Source organism: Stutzerimonas tarimensis (assembly GCF_042648805.1).
Classification (GTDB): Bacteria; Pseudomonadota; Gammaproteobacteria; order Pseudomonadales; family Pseudomonadaceae; genus Azomonas; species Azomonas tarimensis.
Map to the genome: position 1 here is coordinate 405,645 of NZ_JBHRXZ010000022.1, position 17,423 is coordinate 423,067.

The window sequence follows — 17,423 nt, forward strand, 5'->3', positions numbered from 1 at the left end:
GTCGCTATGGGTGATCGGCATGATTATGTCGCCCTGGAATGGGTGAAAGGCGAAATTGCCGAGACACTGACACAGGCGCGCCAGGCGCTCGAAGCCTATGTGGACAACCCGCAGGATGTGACGCGCATGCGCTTCTGCCTGACCTATGCCCACCAAGTCCACGGCACCCTGCAGATGGTCGAGTTCTACGGTGCGGCACTGCTGGCCGAGGAAATCGAGCGGCTGGCCCGGGCTCTGCTGGATGAGCGCGTGGCCAACCGCAGCGAGGCGCTGGAACTGCTGATGCAGGCCATCCTGCAGCTGCCGCTCTATCTCGACCATATCCAGGCCGCGCGCCGAGATCTGCCGCTGATCGTCATGCCCTTGCTCAACGACCTGCGCGCCGTACGTGGGGAAAGGTTGCTCTCGGAAACCAGTCTGTTCACGCCGGACCTGGGTGATCTACCCCTGCCACTGGCGGCGGATGCCCTGCTCCGGCTAGAGGCAGGCGAGCTACCGACGCTGCTGCGAAAAATGCGCCAGATGCTGCAGGTCGCGCTGGTCGCGGTCATCCGCAATCAGGAGGTGGCGGTCAATCTCGGCTACATGTCCAAAGTATTCAATCGCCTGGAGAATCTGTCGCAGAACGCGCCTCTGGGGTTGCTCTGGGCCGCCTCGGCAGGTCTGGTGGAGGGCATGATCGACGGTTGCGTGACGCTCAGCAGCTCGGTGCGCAATCTTCTCCGGGAGGTGGACAGGGAACTCAAGCTGCTCAGTGAGCTGGGGGTGGAGGGCTTCAACCGCAGGCCCCCGGACGGGCTTGTGCGCAACCTGCTCTTCTACGTAGCCAAGGCGCCTGCTGCCACGCCCAGATTGGGGGCCCTCAAGGAGCGCTATCGCCTGGACGACGCCCTGTTCGACAGCAGTGCGGTAAACGAACAGCGGGCTCAGCTCGCAGGTCCCGACCGCGAGACCCTGCGTTCGGTGGTCGGGGTACTCTGCGAGGAGCTCGTGCGCGTCAAGGACAGCCTCGATCTGTTCGTGCGCGGCGATCGCCAGAGCCTGTCCGAACTGGCTGCCCTGCAGCAGCCGTTGAAGCAGATCAGCGATACCCTGGCGATTCTCAGTTTCGGTCAGCCGCGCAAGATCATCCTGGATCAGTACGCGTTGGTCCAGGCGCTGGCCAGCGGCCAGCGCGAGGTCGGCGACGCGATTCTGATGGATATCGCCGGCGCCCTGCTCTATGTCGAGGCGACGCTTGCCGGGATGGCCGGCGGGCCGGGCAGCGAAGAGGGCGGCGCGGAAAACCGGCTGCCCACCACCGACGTGGGGCAGATCCACCAGTTGGTGGTGAAAGAGGCACGCAGTGCCCTGAGTGACGCCAAGGACGCGATCATCGAGTTCATCGCCTCGCAATGGAACCATGAGCATCTGGAAAAGGTGCCGGGTCTGCTTGGGCAAGCCCGCGGCGGGCTGGGGATGATCCCGCTTGAGCGCGCCGCTGCCCTGCTGGACGCCTCGCAGCGATACATACTCGAAGAGATACTGGCGCGTCGCGCAATACCCAGTTGGCAGAATCTGGACACCCTCGCCGATGCCATTACCAGCGTCGAGTACTACCTGGAGCGCCTGAACGACGACCGTTCCAGCCAGGGTGACCACATTCTCGACGTGGCTGAAGAAAGCCTGGCTGCGCTGGGCTACGGCCTGGCCGCGTTCGGCCCCGCCATGATGGCGACCGGCAGTCTGTCTGAAGCGCCGCTGGCGGCGTCTGCGACCATCGAGGCCGAGGGTGCCATGGCGCCCGTGGAGGTGCCGAGTCCAGAACTGGCCGAGCTGGCTATCGCGGCCGCGTCGCCTCACCATACCGAAGCCGAAGCCGAAGCCGAAGCCGAGCTCGTTCTGGCCGCTGTACTGGCTGTGTCTGAGCCGGCGATCAATCCCCCGGCGATTTCGACCCCGCCCGCGATCCTTCCGCCTCCCGGTGGCGAGGAGCCTGTGGACGAGGAGTTGCTGGAAGTCTTCATCGAAGAGGCCGGTGAGGTCCTCGAGACGATCAACGAGTACCTCCCCGCCTGGTTCGCCGAGCCTGGCGATGGCGAGGCGCTTACCGAGGTGCGGCGAGCCTTCCATACCCTCAAGGGTAGTGGCCGCATGGTGCGTGCGCTGATTATCGGCGAACTCTCCTGGTCGGTGGAGAATCTGCTCAATAGGGTTCTGGACAAGAGCGTCCAGCCCAACGAGCCCTTGCGGGTACTGCTGCAGCGCGTGGTGGATCTGTTGTCATCGCTGGTGGACGAATTCGCCGCTCGCCAGCAGTGCCAGCGCGCCGATGTCGACGCCCTCGCCGAGGCGGCCCACGCCCTGGCGCGGGGCGAGACGATCGCACTGGCCGGCGAGACGCCCAGCAGCCCGTCAGATGTGCCAGGGGCGGAACTTCCGGTCGAGTTCGAGCCAGACAGGGCGGTAGCGCTGGAGCTTCAGCAGGCAGATGGGCAGGATTCCGAGACCCGGCAGCCACACGGCCGGCCAGTTGTTGAGGCGCTGGATCCCCAGCTCGTAGAGATCTTCCGCAATGAGGCCGAGGCCCACCTCGATGCGGTCGACGCCTTCCTCGCGCAGTGCGACCAACAGTTGCCACAGCCGGTCAGCGATGGCCTGCAGCGAGCCTTGCACACGCTCAAGGGCAGCGCGCACATGGCGGGCATCCTGCCGATCGCCGAGATCGTCACCCCGCTCGAAAAACTGGCCAAGGAATACAAGAACAACCTGATTCGTTTCGACCTGATCGATGTGGAGCTGCTGCGCGACGCGGCCAGCCTGTTGCGTCAGGCTCTCGAGCGCCTCGATGTCCAGCCGTTGTTGCCGAAAACCCTGGCCGAGGAACTCAAGGCAAGGATTCAGGCGCTGCACCTGTCCCGCCTGGGGGAGCTGAGCGCCGAGCCACGCTCGACAGGGGATCAGCAGCGTGAGGTCGGCCGGGTGTCGCGCTTTCTCATGGCGGCGATGAATAGCTCCCTGGATGTCGAGGACGTGCTGCAGCGCTGGCGCCAGCGGCCGGCCGAAGCCGCCGAGTTGACCGATCTGGTGGGTGAGCTGGCCTCGCTGGAACGCGGCGCACAGGTCGCCGAGCTGCCGCAGATCGAGTCGCTGTGCCATGCCCTGCAGCAGCACTATGCCGCCGTGGGCGAACGCGGGGTTCGGCCAGGTGCGCAGTTCCTCGACCTGGCCGAGGCGGGGCATGAGGCCTTGGCTGGCATGATGGACGAGGTCGCAGCCGGCCTGCAGGCCAGTGTCCAGGAGGAACTGCTGCGTCGCCTGGAGGACTTCCACGCGCAAACGCCAGCGCCAGCGGAAGAGTTGCTGGAACTACTTGTGCTGCCGGCGGAGTCGCCCGCAGGTGCAGGTGCAGGTGCAGGTGCAGAAGCCGAAGCCGCGGACCTCGATCAGGAGATGGTCGAGATCTTCCTCGAAGAGGCGGTCGACCTGTTGGAATCCGCAGGCCAGAGCCTTGAGTACTGGCTCGGCGAACCCGAGGAGAAATCGCCTCTCGCATCACTGCAACGCGATCTTCACACCCTCAAGGGCGGCGCGCGCATGGCAGGGATCGTGTCGGTGGGCGACCTCGCCCACGAACTCGAATTCCTTTACGAAGGCTTGCTTGACGGCCGCTACGCCGGCTCGGCCGACCTGAACCTGCTGTTGCAGCAAGCGCACGATCGTCTGGCAGCCCAGATCGAATCACTGCAGGCAGGGCGGATGCCCGGCCAGGACCGCAGTCTCGTAACGGCGATCGAGGCCTATCGCCGGGGTACCGTCGCGGTCCCGGCAGCGCAGGCCGTCCCGGTTCCGGATTTCTTCCGTGTCGACGAAGCCGAACCGGCCGAGCCGGCGGCGGCAGTCCAGGACGCAGTGTCCGGGCCCCAGCAGAAAGATGAGGGAGACCAGGAGCTCGTCGAGGTTTTCCTGGAGGAGGCCTTCGACATCCTCGACAGTGCCGGCCAGGCTTTGCAGCGCTGGATAGAGGCACCTGAGGTTCTGGGCGAACTGCACTCGCTTCAGCGTGACCTGCACACGCTCAAGGGCGGCGCGCGCATGGCCGAAATCACGGCCATCGGCGATCTCGCCCACGAGCTCGAATTCGTCTACGAGGGGCTGTACAACCGGCAGCACCCGCCCGGCTCGGCACTGTGTGGCCTGCTGCAGGCCAGCCACGATCGCCTGATCGACATGCTCGATTGCCTGCGGCTGCGACAGGCCGTGCCGGATGGTCATGCCGAGCTGCTGGCAATCCGTGCGTTTCGCAGCGGTGGCGAGTCCGCGCTGGCGACGACGGTCGAGCGAGAACCGACCGCCCCAGTACAGCTTGAGCAGGCGCAGGAGCCCGTCAGCAGAAGGTCGGCTGCGGTCGAGCCTGACTCGACTGACGCCGGTACGGCCCAGGCTCAGGCCCAGGCTCCGGAGGCAACTGCGGGTGCAGAGGCAGATGCGGCGGCAGGCTTGCAGCCGCTCATGGCGCCTGCCCAGGAGGTTCAGGCCCAGGTGGCCAAGGTATTGCCCTTCGTACGGCTCGCTCAACAGGCTGCCGAGCAGGCGGCGGCGAGTCGCGCGCCGCAGGAAATGGTCCGGGTGCCCGCGGACCTGCTCGAAGGGCTGGTCAACCTGGCGGGGGAAACATCGATCTTCCGTGGTCGGGTCGAGCAGCAGGTCAGCGATTTCAGTTTCACCCTCAGTGAAATGGACGCCACCATCGAGCGGGTTCGCGACCAGTTGCGCCGACTGGACACCGAAACCCAGGCGCAGATCCTCAGCCGCTACCACGCCGAGGGTGAGCGGGCAGGCTACGAGGACTTCGATCCGCTGGAAATGGACCGCCATTCCCAGTTGCAGCAGTTGTCGCGCGCCTTGTTCGAATCGGCATCGGACCTCCTGGACCTGAAGGAAACCCTGGCGGCGCGCAGTCGCGACGCGGAAACCCTGCTGCTGCAGCAGGCGAGGGTCAACACCGAGTTGCAGGAGGGCCTCATGCGCACCCGCATGGTTCCCTTCGACCGGGTCGTGCCGCGTCTGCGCCGTCTCGTGCGGCAGGTGTCCGCCGAGCTGGGCAAACAGGTGGAATTTGTCGCCGGGAACGCCGAGGGCGAGATGGATCGCAGCGTGCTGGAGCGCATCATCGCGCCGCTCGAACACATGTTGCGCAATGCAGTCGATCACGGGATCGAGTCGCGGGAACAGCGCCGGGGAGCCGGCAAGCCGGAGCAAGGCTCGATCCGCCTGGATCTGCAGCGCGAAGGCGCTGACATCCTTCTCAGCCTCTCCGACGATGGCGGTGGCATCGACCTGGAAGCGGTCCGCCGCAAGGCCCGCGAGCGCTGCCTGCTGCCGGCCGATCGGGCGCTGGCCGACGAGGAGGTCCTGCAGTTCATTCTCGCGGCAGGCTTTTCCACCGCGAAAAAGGTCACGCAGATTTCCGGACGCGGCGTCGGGCTCGACGTGGTGAATTCCGAGGTCAAGCAGCTCGGCGGCTCGATGTCCATCGAGTCGCGCCTGGGCCAGGGCACGCGTTTCCTGATTCGCCTGCCGTTTACCGTTTCGGTTAACCGGGCACTGATGGTGAATGCCGGGGAAGACCTCTATGCCATTCCCTTGAGCACCATCGAAGGCATCGTGCGGATCTCGCCGCAGCGGCTACAGACGCTCTACCAGCCCGGTGCGCCGCGCTTCGAATATGCCGATCGCGCTTATGAGCTGCGTTATCTCGGTGACCTGCTGGGGACAGGGCAACAGCCCAAACTGGTGGGTCAGACCCTGCCGCTGCCGGTGGTCCTGCTGCGCTCCGGCGAGTACAGCATTGCCGTTCAGGTGGACAGCCTGGCCGGCTCGCGTGAAATCGTGGTCAAGGGGCTCGGGCCGCAATTTGCGGCCGTTCCCGGGATTTCCGGTGCGACCATCCTCGGTGACGGCCGGGTGGTGGTCATTCTCGATCTGGTGGCGACCATCCGTGCCCAGCAGGCGCGGCAGGTACTCACCGACCGCCATTGGCTGGATGGCGACGACGCCGATGACGAGGCCGAAGGCGAGCGGCCGACCCTGGTGATGGTGGTCGACGACTCGGTCACGGTGCGCAAGGTGACCGGTCGCCTGCTGGAGCGCCAGGGAATGAACGTGCTGACCGCCAAGGACGGCGCCGATGCGATCAGCCAGCTCCAGGAGCATCGTCCCGATATCATGCTGCTCGACATCGAGATGCCGCGCATGGACGGCTTCGAGGTGGCGACCCTGGTAAGGCACGACGAGCGCCTGAAGGACCTGCCGATCATCATGATCACCTCCCGCACCGGCGAAAAGCACCGCGAGCGGGCGATGGGTCTGGGTGTCAACGAATACCTCGGCAAGCCCTACCAGGAAAGCGTGCTGCTCGAGGCCATCCACCGGCTGGTCGCTGAAAAACATGACTGAACATACCTCTGTTGCCCGCATTGCGGTTATTGCCGACACCTCTCTGCAGCGCCATGTGCTGCAGCAAGCGCTCGGCGCGAACGGTTACACCGTGGTCTTCAACAGCGATCCATCCCGGTTGGAGGAAGGCGACCTGGCCGATTGCGCCACCGACCTCTGGCTGGTGGAGCTGGCCCACACCGAAGAGTTGCCGGTCGTCGATGCCCTGCTGGAACACACCGGGGTTCCGGTGCTTTTCGGCGAAGGACATGCGCCCGAGCGGCATTCGGAGCATTACCCGCGCTGGGAGCGGCGGCTGATCGGCAAGGTCAAGCGCCTGGTCGGGGATCCCGCCCAGGCGGTGGGGCCGAGCCTTGATGTACTGCTCGGCGACCAGTCGGCGCCGACCCGCCTGGCGTTGCCGCTCGCCCTGGCAGAGGCGCCCCGGGCGCAGGGCGAGCCGGCGCCGCGGGTCTGGCTGCTGGCGGCCTCGATGGGCGGTCCCGAGGCGGTGAAGGCCTTTCTCGATGCGCTACCGGCCGGCCTGCCGGTGGGTTTCGTCTATGCCCAGCATATCGACGCAGCTTTCGAGGAGCGCCTGCCGCAGGCGGTTGGACGGCACAGCCAGTGGCAGGTCGGCCTAGCCCGGCCCGGCGAGGCGGTGCGCTGTGGTGAAGTCGTGGTAGCACCCATCACCCAGGAGCTGGATTTTGCCGAGCGGGACCTGATGGTGCTGACCGGCCGGCCCTGGCCAGAACCCTACAGCCCTTCGGTGGACCAGCTGATGCTCAACCTTGCCCAGCGCTTCGGCGCCCGCTGCGGTGTCATCGCCTTCAGCGGCATGGGCAGCGATGGCAGCGCCGCAGCCGCCTATGTCCGGCGCCAGGGCGGGATCATTTGGACCCAGAGGGCCGACAGCTGCGTCTGCTCGAGCATGTCCGACAGCCTGCGCGAAGGCGGCTACAGCAGTCTGAGCGCGGCGCCGCGTGAACTCGCCCAGGCGCTGGTCGACCTGTTCGCCGAACAGGCGGAAACCGGCGTTTCCCTGCTGGAGAACGAACCATGAGCCAGAGCCGCGTACGACGCGAAGCCGCGGACAGCCTCACCGGATTGCTTCTGCCGTTGGCCGACCGCAACCTGCTTTTGCCCAACGTGGTGGTCGCGGAGCTGATCCCTTACCGCGCGCCCACGCCCTTCGAGGGCATGCCAGGCTGGGTGCTTGGCCAGGTGGCCTGGCGTGAGCTGCGCCTGCCCCTGCTGTCGTTCGAGGCAGTCTGTGGCGGGCGGCCTGTGCTTGGCGCTGCACCGCGCATCGCGGTGCTCAATGCCCTCGGCGGGCGTGCGCAGGTCAAGTTCATCGCCTTGCTGGTGCAGGGTATTCCGCGTTCGGTCCGCCTGGATACCGACCTGGCGCGTTCGACTGGTGCGTTGCATCCGCTGGAGCTCGACGCAGTGCAGGTGGGCGAGATCGAGGCGCGGATTCCAGATCTGGTCGGCCTCGAGGAGAAGCTGGCACAAGCGGGTCTGCTATAGAGGCGGACGCACCTGGGGCCGACCACGGACTCAGTCCGGACGGTCAGAAATCTCCCCAGAGCTGCTGCGCCACACTCAGCGCAACCACGGGCGCAGTTTCGGTACGCAATACACGCGGGCCAAGCCGTGCAGGACTGAAGCCTGCTGCCACCGCCTGCTGCACTTCGGCTTCGGAAAGCCCTCCTTCGGGGCCTATGAGAAAAGCCAGCCGGGTGGGCCTGGGCTGCCCGCTCAGGGGCTCGGCAACCGGGTGCAGCACGAGCTTGAGATCGGCCTCCACCTGCCGCTGCCATTCGCCCAGGACCTGCGGAGGGTGAATCTCCGGCAGCACCGAGCGTCCGCATTGTTCGCAGGCGCTGATGGCCACCTGGCGCCAGTGGGCGAGCCGCTTTTCGCCTCGCTCATCCTTCAGGCGCACCTCGCAGCGCTCGCTGAACAACGGTGTGATCTGTGTGACCCCCAGCTCAGTGGCCTTCTGGATCGCCCAGTCCATGCGCTCGCCGCGGGACAGACCCTGGCCCAGATGGATCTTCAGCGGTGACTCGGGCAAGCCGGCGAACGCTTCGACCAGGACCGCCCTGACCTGCTTCTTGCCCACCTCGACCACCTCCCCGCGAAATTCCCGGCCGCTGCCGTCAAAGCATTGCAGGGGGGCACCGGCGTTCAGACGCAGAACCCGGGCAAGGTAATGCGCTTGCGGCTCCGGCAGGCTGAGCTCGCCGAGGGCTAGGGGGGCATCGATGAACAGACGGGACAGGCGCATGGCTGGAGCTACCGGTGGTGAAAGGCCCGGGGATGGTGCCGAGGGCAGCAGCCTCTGTCCAGCCAGGGCCTGCTCTGGCGAGCTCAGCCCGGGTCGCGAAAATGCAAGGGCGCGCTGGCTGGCACACTGACGCTCAGGGTCTGCCGGGTCGCCAGGTCGATGCCTTCGGTGGCCACCTCGGCGAGAAAACTGATTTCCTCGGGGGTGATGACATAGGGAGGCAGCAGATAGACCACGCTACCCAGCGGGCGCAACAGGGCCCCGCGATCGAGTGCGTGGCGGTAGACGCTCAGCCCGCGTCGCTCCTGCCAGGGGTAGGCGACCTTGCCCTGTTTGTCCTGCACCATCTCGATGGCCAGCGCCATGCCGGTCTGCCGAACCTCGGCCACATGTGGATGCTCGGCCAGGTGCGCGCAGGCGCGGCCCATGTGTACCGCCAGTTGCCGGTTGGACTCGATGACATCGTCGGTTTCGAAGATGTCGAGGGTCGCCAGCGCCGCGGCGCAGGCCAGCGGGTTGCCGGTGTAGGTGTGTGAGTGGAGAAAGGCGCGCAGCGAGGTGTAGTCGTCGTAGAACGCCTGGTAGACACGATCGGTGGTGAGCACCGCGGCCATGGGCAGGTAGCCGCCGGTCAGCGCCTTGGACAGTACCAGGAAGTCCGGCGTGATCCCGGCCTGCTCGCAGGCGAACAGGGTGCCGGTGCGGCCGAAACCGACGGCGATCTCGTCAAGGATCAGATGAACCGAGTAGCGATCGCAGGCTTCGCGCAACAGCGTCAGGTACACCGGATCGTACATGCGCATGCCGCCGGCGCCCTGGATCAAGGGCTCCACGATCACCGCGGAAATTTCTCCATGATGCGCCGCAAGGCACTGCTCCATGTAGCTGAACATCTGCCGCGAATGCTCGGCCCAGCTCACCCCTTCGGCGCGGTAGTAGCAGTCGGGACTCGGAACCTTGAAGGTATCCATCAGCAGCGGCTTGTAGGTTTCGGTGAAGAGCGCGACGTCGCCGACGGCCATGGCTGCCATGGTCTCGCCGTGGTAGCTGTTGCTCAGGGTGACGAAGCGCTTCTTTTCCGGCCTGCCGCAGTTGCGCCAGTAGTGAAAACTCATCTTCAATGACACTTCTATGCCGGCCGAGCCGTTGTCGGCATAGAACACTCGCTCCAGTCCGGGCGGGGTGAGCTGCACCAGGCGTTCGGACAGTTCGATCACCGGGGCATGGCTGAAGCCGGCCAGCATCACGTGCTCGAGGCTGTCGAGCTGCTCGCGCACGCGGGCATTGATCCGCGGGTTGGCATGGCCGAACACGTTGACCCACCAGGAGCTGACCGCATCGAGGTAGCGCTTGCCATCGAAATCCTCCAGCCAGACACCTTCGGCGCGACGGATCGGGACCAGCGGCAGCTGCTCGTGGTCCTTCATCTGGGTACAGGGATGCCAGAGAACATCCAGATCGCGTTGCATCCAGGCTTGGTTTTGGCTCATGGCGCAGCTCCTTTTCAACAGCGGGACAGACTAGCAGACGGACACACCGCTGACCCGAATCCGATCGGCTGGGTCGATCTATTCGAGCGTGATTTTCCATTCTTCTCGATAAGCCGGCCCGCTACGCTGGGTCCACCAATCAGGAACAGTACTAATGCAGTGGTGCAATTCAGAAGGTAGATATGGCCTGACCAGCATCATCCTTCACTGGTCGATCGCAGTTGCGTTCCTGGGGCTCTTCGCGCTCGGATACTGGATGGTCGGCCTGAACTACTACAGCGATTGGTACCAGACGGCGCCGCACTGGCACAAAAGCGTCGGCATGCTGCTGTTCGCGCTCATGCTGCTGCGACTGCTGTGGCGCCTGCTCAGTACGGGTCCGGCCCCGCTGCCTGCACCGCCCGGCATCAGGTTGCTGACCCGCGCGGTGCACGGCGGGCTCTACCTGGGACTGTTTGCCCTGATGATTTCCGGCTACCTGATCTCCACGGCCAACGGGCGCCCGGTCAGCGTGTTCGGCTGGTTCGAAGTGCCTGCCCTGGTATCGGGGCTGCCTGGCCAGGCCGATCTCGCCGGCAGCATTCACGAAATCCTGGCCTGGGCGCTGTTGCTGCTGGTGGGATTGCATGCGCTGGCGGCGCTGAAACATCACTTCATCGATCGCGACCCGACACTGGTCCGCATGCTCGGGCGCGACACCCTTCGTTAACTACAGAAGAGAAAATCATGTTCAAGAAATCAATCGCCGCGCTTGCGCTGGGTTCTGCACTTTTTGCCGGTCAGGCAATGGCTGCCGATTACATCATCGACAAGGAAGGTCAGCATGCTTTCGTCAATTTCAAGATCAGCCACCTGGGCTACAGCTGGCTGTACGGCACCTTCCGCGACTTCGACGGCGCCTTCAGCTTCGATGCCGAGCAACCCGAGGCGAGCAGCGTGCAGGTCACGCTGAATACCGCGAGCATCGACAGCAACCACGCCGAGCGTGATCGTCACCTGCGCAGCGCGGATTTCCTCAACGCCAGCCAGCACCCCACCGCCACCTTCAAGTCCACTGGCGTCGAGCCGACCGGGGAAGGCACCGCCGACATCACCGGCGATCTGACCCTTAACGGCGTTACCCGCCCGGTGACCATCGCGGCCCGCTTCATTGGTGAAGGGCAGGATCCCTGGGGTGGCTACCGTGCCGGATTCGAAGGACACACCACGCTCGTACTGAAGGATTTCGACATCAAGGGTGATCTTGGTCCGGCTGCGCAGAGCGTCGAACTGATCATTTCGGTCGAGGGTATTCGTCAGTAGCTGCTCGCGCGTTTCGCCTGACGCCGGTCCCTGACCGGCGTCTTTCGTTTGAGCGCACACGCAAAGTGCAAACAATGCGCATTCAGCCTGAAAAGATCGTTTACAAACAGGCTTGGATGTAAGTATATTCGCGCTTCCGTTCGTATCTGGCGAGGCTTTCCCACGGCTTCGCGCGCCTGTCATGAGGTTTCCATGCATTCTGTCAAGTCAGCATCCGCTGCCCTGTTTCTATTGGCCGTGGCTGCCATGCTCGGTGGCTGTCAGGAGCAGGAAGCCCCGCAACCCGCCCAGCAGCAACAGGCTCCGCAGGTGGGCGTCGTCACCCTGCAGGCCGAGCAACTGGAACTGACCACCGAGCTGCCTGGCCGTACCCGCCCGTACCGGATTGCCGAGGTCCGTCCGCAGGTCGACGGGATCATCCAGAAGCGGCTGTTCACCGAGGGCGCCGAGGTGGCCGCCGGCGAGCAGCTGTACCAGATCGATCAGGCCATCTACGAGTCCGCGCTGAAGACCGCCGAGGCGACCCTGGCCTCGAGCAGGTCGCTGGCCGAGCGCTACGAGTTGCTGGTGCGTGAGCAGGCCGTCAGCCGCCAGGCCTACGACGAGGCGACCGCCGCCCGGCTGCAGGCCGAGGCAAGCCTGGAGCGAGCACGCATCGATCTGCGCTACACCCAGGTGCGGGCGCCGATCGACGGCACTATTGGCCGCTCGGAAGTGAGCGAGGGTGCGCTGGTCAGCAATGGCCAGGCGGGCCCGCTGGCCACCATCCGCCAGCTCGACCCCATCTATGTGGACGTCACCCAGCCCGCCCGCGAGCTGATGCGCATGCGTCGTGACCTGGCCGAGGGGCGTCTGCAGAAGGCCGGTGAGAATGCCGCCGCGGTTACCCTGCTGTTCGACGACGGCAGTCGCTACAGCCAGCAGGGGCGACTCGAGTTCTCCGAGGTATCGGTGGACGAGGGCACCGGCTCGGTGACCTTGCGCGCCGTGTTCCCCAATCCGGATCGCCAGTTGCTGCCAGGCATGTTCGTGCGGGCCCAACTGATCGAAGGCATCCGCGACGGGGCGATTCTGGCGCCGCAGCAGGGCATCACCCGGACGCCCACGGGCGATGCGACCGCCTTGGTGGTGAACGCCAGCGAGCAGGTCGAGCTTCGCCAAGTCAGGACCGAGCGCGCCCTGGGCAACCGCTGGCTGATCAGCGAAGGCCTTGCCGCCGGTGATCGGCTGATCACCGAGGGGTTGCAGTTCATCCAGCCAGGCGTTGAGGTCAGGGCTGTCCCGGCCCGCAATGTCGGCCCCAGCGCCGGGGGCGTCGAGCCCCTGGGGCAAGACCAAGACTAAGAGGCCTCGTCAATGCCAGGGTATTTCATCGACAGGCCGATCTTTGCCTGGGTTCTCGCGCTGCTGGTCATGCTCATCGGCGGCCTTTCCATCCTCAATCTGCCGGTCAACCAGTACCCCAGCATCGCCGCGCCGGCGGTGGCCATCTCGGTCCAGTACCCCGGCGCCTCGGCGCAGACGGTGCAGGACACCGTGGTACAGGTGATCGAGCAGCAGATGAGCGGTATCGACGGCTTGCGCTACATCTCCTCGCAGAGCAACAGCGATGGCAGCATGAGCATCACCGTCACCTTCGAGCAGGGCACCAACCCGGATATCGCCCAGGTTCAGGTGCAGAACAAGCTGCAGCTGGCGACGCCCCTGCTTCCCCAGGAGGTCCAGCAGCAGGGCATCCGCGTCACCAAGGCCGCCTCGGGCTTTCTGATGGTGCTGGCGCTGGTATCCAGCGATGGCAGCCTGACCCGCGCCGATCTCGGCGACTTCATCGTGTCCTCGGTACAGGACCCCATCTCGCGTACCAGTGGGGTGGGGGACTTCCAGGTCTTCGGTGCGCCCTACGCCATGCGCATCTGGCTGGATCCGCTGAAGCTGAACAACTATCAGCTGACCACCACCGATGTGGGCAACGCCATCCGCGCGCAGAACGTGCAGGTATCGTCCGGGCAACTGGGCGGGCTGCCGGCCTCGCCCGGACAGCAGCTGACCGCCACCATCATCGGCAAGACCCGGCTGCAGACCCCCGAAGAGTTTCGCGACATCCTGCTCAAGGTGCAGCCCGACGGCTCCCAGGTGCGCCTCGGCGATGTCGCCCGGGTGGAACTGGGCGAGCAGAACGCCAGCATCGTGTCCGAGTACAACGGCATGCCCGCCGCCGGTATCGGCATCCGTCTGGCCACGGGCGCCAATGCACTGGACACCGCCCGCGCGATCCGGGCGACCATGGCTGATATCACCCCCTTCATGCCGGCCGGGGTCGAGGTGATGTACCCCTATGACACCTCGCCCGTGGTGTCTGCCTCGATCATGACAGTGGTGTACACGCTGTTCGAGGCGATCGTGCTGGTGTTCCTGGTCATGTACCTGTTCCTGCAGAACTTCCGCGCGACCCTGATCCCGACACTGGCGGTTCCGGTGGTGCTGTTGGGCACCTTTGCCGTGCTTGCCGCTTTTGGTTTCAGCGTCAACACCCTCACCATGTTCGCCATGGTGCTGGCGATCGGCCTGCTGGTGGACGATGCCATCGTGGTAGTGGAGAACGTCGAGCGGGTCATGGCCGAAGAGGGGCTCTCGCCGCTGGAGGCCACCCGCAAGTCCATGGGGCAGATCCAGGGTGCCCTGGTGGGCATCGGCCTGGTGCTGTCGGCAGTGTTTGTCCCCATGGCGTTCTTTTCCGGCTCAACCGGCATCATCTATCGGCAGTTCGCCATCACCATCGCCTCGGCCATGACCCTGTCGGTGCTGGTGGCACTGATCTTCACCCCGGCGCTCTGCGCCACCCTGCTAAAGCCGATCCCCAAGGGTCATCACGCGGCCAAGCGGGGTTTCTTCGGCTGGTTCAACCGCAGCTTTGATCGGGGTGCGAGCCTCTATGAGCGCGGCGTCGGCGGCATGTTGCGACGCAAGGTGCCCTTCCTGCTGGTCTATGTCGCCATCGTTGCGCTGCTGGCAGTGCTTTTCACGCGTTTGCCGGGGGCCTTTCTGCCAAACGAGGATCAGGGCGTGCTGTTCACCCAGATCCAGACGCCGCCGGGCTCGACCGCCGAGCGTACCAAGCAGACCGTGGATGCGGTGCGTGACTATCTGCTGACCGAGGAGAGCGACGTGGTGCGCTCGGTATTCACCATCACCGGCTTCAACTTCGCCGGCCGCGGGCAGAATTCGGGAATGGCTTTCGTTGGCCTGAAACCCTGGGAGGAGCGCACCCGACCCGAGGACAGCGTGTTCGCCCTGGCTCAGCGGGCCCAGGCGCGCTTCGGCGACTTCCGCGACGCCATGGTCTTTGCCTTCGCGCCGCCGGCAGTGATCGAGCTGGGCAACGCGACAGGCTTCAACCTGTTCATCGAGGACCGCGCCGGGCTCGGCCACGAAGCCCTGATGAACGCACGCAACCAGTTCCTCGGCATGGCCGCCCAGCATCCGGCGCTGGCCGGCGTACGGCCCAACGGCCTCAACGACGAGCCGCAGTTCCGTCTGATCATCGATGATGAGCAGGCGCGCATCCTCGGGGTGCCGCTGAGTTCGATCAACGAGACCCTTGCCGCTGGTTGGGCCTCGACCTATGTCAATGACTTCATCGACCGTGGCCGAGTGAAGCGGGTGTTCATGCAGGGCGAGGCCGATTCGCGCATGAATCCGGAAGATTTCGCCAAGTGGTACGTGCGCAACGATGCCGGACAGATGGTGCCTTTCACAGCCTTCGCCAGCGGAGAGTGGATCTACGGCCCGCCAAAGCTGGCGCGCTACAATGGCGTGCCGGCCCAGGAGATCCTTGGCGAGGCGGCGCCAGGGCGCAGCACCGGCGATGCCATGGCCGCGGTCGAGGAGATCGCCGCGAAACTGCCGCCTGGCATCGGCTTTTCCTGGACCGGGTTGTCGTTCGAGGAGCGGCTGTCCGGCAACCAGGCGCCGGCACTCTACGCGCTGTCGCTGCTGGTGGTGTTTCTCTGCCTGGCGGCGCTCTACGAGAGCTGGTCTATTCCCTTCGCGGTCATGCTGGCGGTGCCGCTCGGCGTTATCGGTGCGCTCATCGCGACCCTTGGCAGGGGCCTGTCCAATGACGTGTTCTTCCAGGTCGGCCTGCTGACCACCATCGGCCTGACCGCCAAGAACGGCATCCTGATCGTGGAGTTCGCCAAAGACCTGCACCAGCAGGGCATGAGCCTGTTCGATGCGGCCGTGCGCGCCTGCCGGATGCGTCTGCGACCGATCCTGATGACCTCGCTCGCCTTCAGCCTGGGCGTCCTGCCGCTGACCCTGGCCAGCGGGGCCGGCGCCGGCAGCGCCCATGCCATCGGAACCGGCGTCATCGGCGGTATGGTCACGGCCACGCTGCTGGCCATCTTCTGGGTGCCGCTGTTCTTTGTCCTGGTCAATTCAATCCGCAAGCGACCAAAGGGCGCGAGCAAGGAGGATCCGCAGTGAAAGCTTCGGTCATGGCCCTTTCGCTGCTGGCGGTAGCGCTGGGCGGCTGTTCGATGATTCCCGAGTACCAGCGTCCGACGCTGCCGGTGGAGCTGCCGACTGAGCAGGCCGCCGCCACGACTGAGGCGGTTCCGGGCTGGCGCGATTTCTTCCAGGATCCGGCGTTGCACCGTCTGGTGGAGATCGCCCTGGCAGAAAATCGTGACCTGCGGGTCGCTGCGCTGAATCTGCAGGCCTATCAGGCGTTGTACCGGATCCAGCGGGCGGATCGCTGGCCGCTGATCAGTGCCGACGCGGCGGGCAGTCGCAGCCGTACCCCCGGGTCGTTGAGCCCTTCCGGCGAGGCCACCGTAGGCAACCAGTACAGCGCGACCCTGGGTGTGTCGTGGGAACTCGATCTGTTTGGCCGCATCGCCAGCCTGCGCGAGCAGGCGCTGGAGCAGTACTTTGCCAGCGAGGCGGCGCAGCGCAGCACCCAGGTGGCGCTGGTGGCGAGCGTAGCCAACGCCTGGCTCACCTGGCAGGCCGACCAGACGCTGCTGCGCCTGACGCGCGAGACCCTGGATGCCTACGAGCACAGCCTGCGCCTGACACAGCGCAGCTTTGACGTCGGCGTCGCCTCGGCGCTCGACCTCAGCCAGGCGCGCAGCGCAGTGGACAGTGCACGGGTGGCTTTCGAGCGCTACAGCCGGCAGGTCGCGCTGGATCGCAACGCTCTGGTGCTGCTGCTTGGGCGCGGCATTCCGGAAGATATCGAGCCAGGTTGGGATCAGGAGCGTCTGCAACTGGCGGACCTTCCGGTGGGGCTGTCCTCGACGCTGCTGACCCAGCGGCCGGACATCCTCCAGGCCGAGCATGCGCTCAAGGCCGCCAACGCCAACATCGGTGCCGCACGCGCCGCGTTCTTCCCGCGTATCGGTTTGACCGGTGCGGCCGGCACCGCCAGCAACGAACTGTCGGGCCTGTTCGACGGCGGCTCGGGTTACTGGTCGTTCCTGCCCAGCATCAGCGTGCCGATCTTTACCGCTGGGCAACTGCGGGCGAGCGTCGACTACGCCGAACTCAGTCGGGACGCCCAGATTGCCCGCTACGAGCAGGCGATACAGGTCGCCTTCCGCGAGGTCAGCGATGGCCTAGCCGCACGAGTAACCTATGCCCGTCAGGTGCAGGCGCAGCGCGCCCTGGTGGAAACCAGCCAGGACTACTACCGGCTCGCCGAACGCCGCTATCGCACCGGTGTGGACAGCTATCTGCTACTGCTAGACGCCCAGCGTCAGCTCTTCGATGCCCAGCAGCAACTGATTCTCGATCAGCTGGCCCAACTGAGCAGCGAGGTGGAGTTGTTCAAGGCGTTGGGCGGTGGCTGGTACGCCGAAGCGGATCCGGCACTTTGAGTTGGCGGAAGAGCCGGCAGGGCGCCGGCTCTTTCGCGC

10 protein-coding genes are annotated in these 17,423 nt (G+C 65.5%); 8 read left to right on the plus strand and 2 right to left on the minus strand.

Annotation, left to right across the window (positions count from 1 at the left end):
- Positions 1 to 6: 6 nt before the first annotated feature.
- Genes ACFOMF_RS11050 through ACFOMF_RS11060 form a run of 3 tightly spaced genes read left to right on the plus strand, consistent with a single transcriptional unit; the run spans position 7 to position 7,950 of the window.
- Positions 7 to 6,438 carry an Hpt domain-containing protein gene (locus ACFOMF_RS11050; protein WP_386365816.1) on the plus strand — a complete coding sequence of 2,144 codons (6,432 nt, stop codon included), beginning with the start codon at positions 7 to 9 and terminating at the stop codon, positions 6,436 to 6,438.
- On the plus strand, positions 6,431 to 7,483 hold the full coding sequence (locus ACFOMF_RS11055; RefSeq protein ID WP_386364735.1) for a chemotaxis protein CheB: 1,053 nt from the start codon (positions 6,431 to 6,433) through the stop codon (positions 7,481 to 7,483). Before ACFOMF_RS11050 ends, ACFOMF_RS11055 begins: the two co-directional genes overlap by 8 nt.
- Positions 7,480 to 7,950, plus strand: coding sequence for a chemotaxis protein CheW (locus tag ACFOMF_RS11060; RefSeq protein WP_386364737.1), 471 nt, complete (start codon positions 7,480 to 7,482; stop codon positions 7,948 to 7,950). The genes ACFOMF_RS11055 and ACFOMF_RS11060 overlap by 4 nt, the downstream gene beginning before the upstream one ends.
- Before the next feature lie 43 nt (positions 7,951 to 7,993).
- Here the strand turns inward: ACFOMF_RS11060 and ACFOMF_RS11065 are convergent, their stop codons facing one another.
- Both ACFOMF_RS11065 and ACFOMF_RS11070 read right to left on the minus strand, forming a co-directional pair.
- Complete coding sequence (locus tag ACFOMF_RS11065) at positions 7,994 to 8,713, minus strand: 16S rRNA (uracil(1498)-N(3))-methyltransferase (protein ID WP_386364739.1); 720 nt, start codon at positions 8,711 to 8,713, stop codon at positions 7,994 to 7,996.
- Positions 8,714 to 8,796: 83 nt separating this feature from the next.
- Complete coding sequence (locus ACFOMF_RS11070; protein ID WP_386364741.1) at positions 8,797 to 10,203, minus strand: adenosylmethionine--8-amino-7-oxononanoate transaminase; 1,407 nt, start codon at positions 10,201 to 10,203, stop codon at positions 8,797 to 8,799.
- Between the two features lie 154 nt (positions 10,204 to 10,357).
- Here ACFOMF_RS11070 and ACFOMF_RS11075 point away from each other — a divergent pair, with 154 nt between their 5' ends.
- The 5 genes from ACFOMF_RS11075 to ACFOMF_RS11095 all read left to right on the plus strand — a co-directional run bounded on the left by ACFOMF_RS11075 (position 10,358) and on the right by ACFOMF_RS11095 (position 17,384).
- Positions 10,358 to 10,912 carry a cytochrome b gene (locus tag ACFOMF_RS11075; protein WP_386364743.1) on the plus strand — a complete coding sequence of 185 codons (555 nt, stop codon included), beginning with the start codon at positions 10,358 to 10,360 and terminating at the stop codon, positions 10,910 to 10,912.
- Between the two features lie 17 nt (positions 10,913 to 10,929).
- Positions 10,930 to 11,505: a YceI family protein gene (locus tag ACFOMF_RS11080; RefSeq protein WP_386364745.1), complete on the plus strand. Its 576-nt coding sequence runs from the start codon at positions 10,930 to 10,932 to the stop codon at positions 11,503 to 11,505.
- Between the two features lie 192 nt (positions 11,506 to 11,697).
- Positions 11,698 to 12,849, plus strand: coding sequence for an efflux RND transporter periplasmic adaptor subunit (locus ACFOMF_RS11085; protein ID WP_386364747.1), 1,152 nt, complete (start codon positions 11,698 to 11,700; stop codon positions 12,847 to 12,849).
- 12 nt (positions 12,850 to 12,861) lie between these two features.
- The gene (locus ACFOMF_RS11090; RefSeq protein WP_386364749.1) at positions 12,862 to 15,990 is read left to right on the plus strand and encodes an efflux RND transporter permease subunit; all 3,129 of its coding nucleotides are present in this window, start codon (positions 12,862 to 12,864) and stop codon (positions 15,988 to 15,990) included.
- Entirely contained in the window at positions 15,987 to 17,384 is a 1,398-nt protein-coding gene (locus ACFOMF_RS11095) for an efflux transporter outer membrane subunit (protein WP_386364752.1), read from the plus strand. Before ACFOMF_RS11090 ends, ACFOMF_RS11095 begins: the two co-directional genes overlap by 4 nt.
- The last annotated feature ends 39 nt before the right edge of the window (positions 17,385 to 17,423 follow it).

Coding starts and splice junctions, on each gene's coding strand:
- ACFOMF_RS11065 (WP_386364739.1), bottom strand. CDS start 8,713: ATGCGCCTGTCCCGTCTGTTCATCGATGCCCCCCTAGCCCTCGGCGAG.
- ACFOMF_RS11075 (WP_386364743.1), top strand. CDS start 10,358: ATGCAGTGGTGCAATTCAGAAGGTAGATATGGCCTGACCAGCATCATC.
- ACFOMF_RS11090 (WP_386364749.1), top strand. CDS start 12,862: ATGCCAGGGTATTTCATCGACAGGCCGATCTTTGCCTGGGTTCTCGCG.
- ACFOMF_RS11055 (WP_386364735.1), top strand. CDS start 6,431: ATGACTGAACATACCTCTGTTGCCCGCATTGCGGTTATTGCCGACACC.
- ACFOMF_RS11080 (WP_386364745.1), top strand. CDS start 10,930: ATGTTCAAGAAATCAATCGCCGCGCTTGCGCTGGGTTCTGCACTTTTT.
- ACFOMF_RS11050 (WP_386365816.1), top strand. CDS start 7: ATGGGTGATCGGCATGATTATGTCGCCCTGGAATGGGTGAAAGGCGAA.
- ACFOMF_RS11060 (WP_386364737.1), top strand. CDS start 7,480: ATGAGCCAGAGCCGCGTACGACGCGAAGCCGCGGACAGCCTCACCGGA.
- ACFOMF_RS11070 (WP_386364741.1), bottom strand. CDS start 10,203: ATGAGCCAAAACCAAGCCTGGATGCAACGCGATCTGGATGTTCTCTGG.
- ACFOMF_RS11085 (WP_386364747.1), top strand. CDS start 11,698: ATGCATTCTGTCAAGTCAGCATCCGCTGCCCTGTTTCTATTGGCCGTG.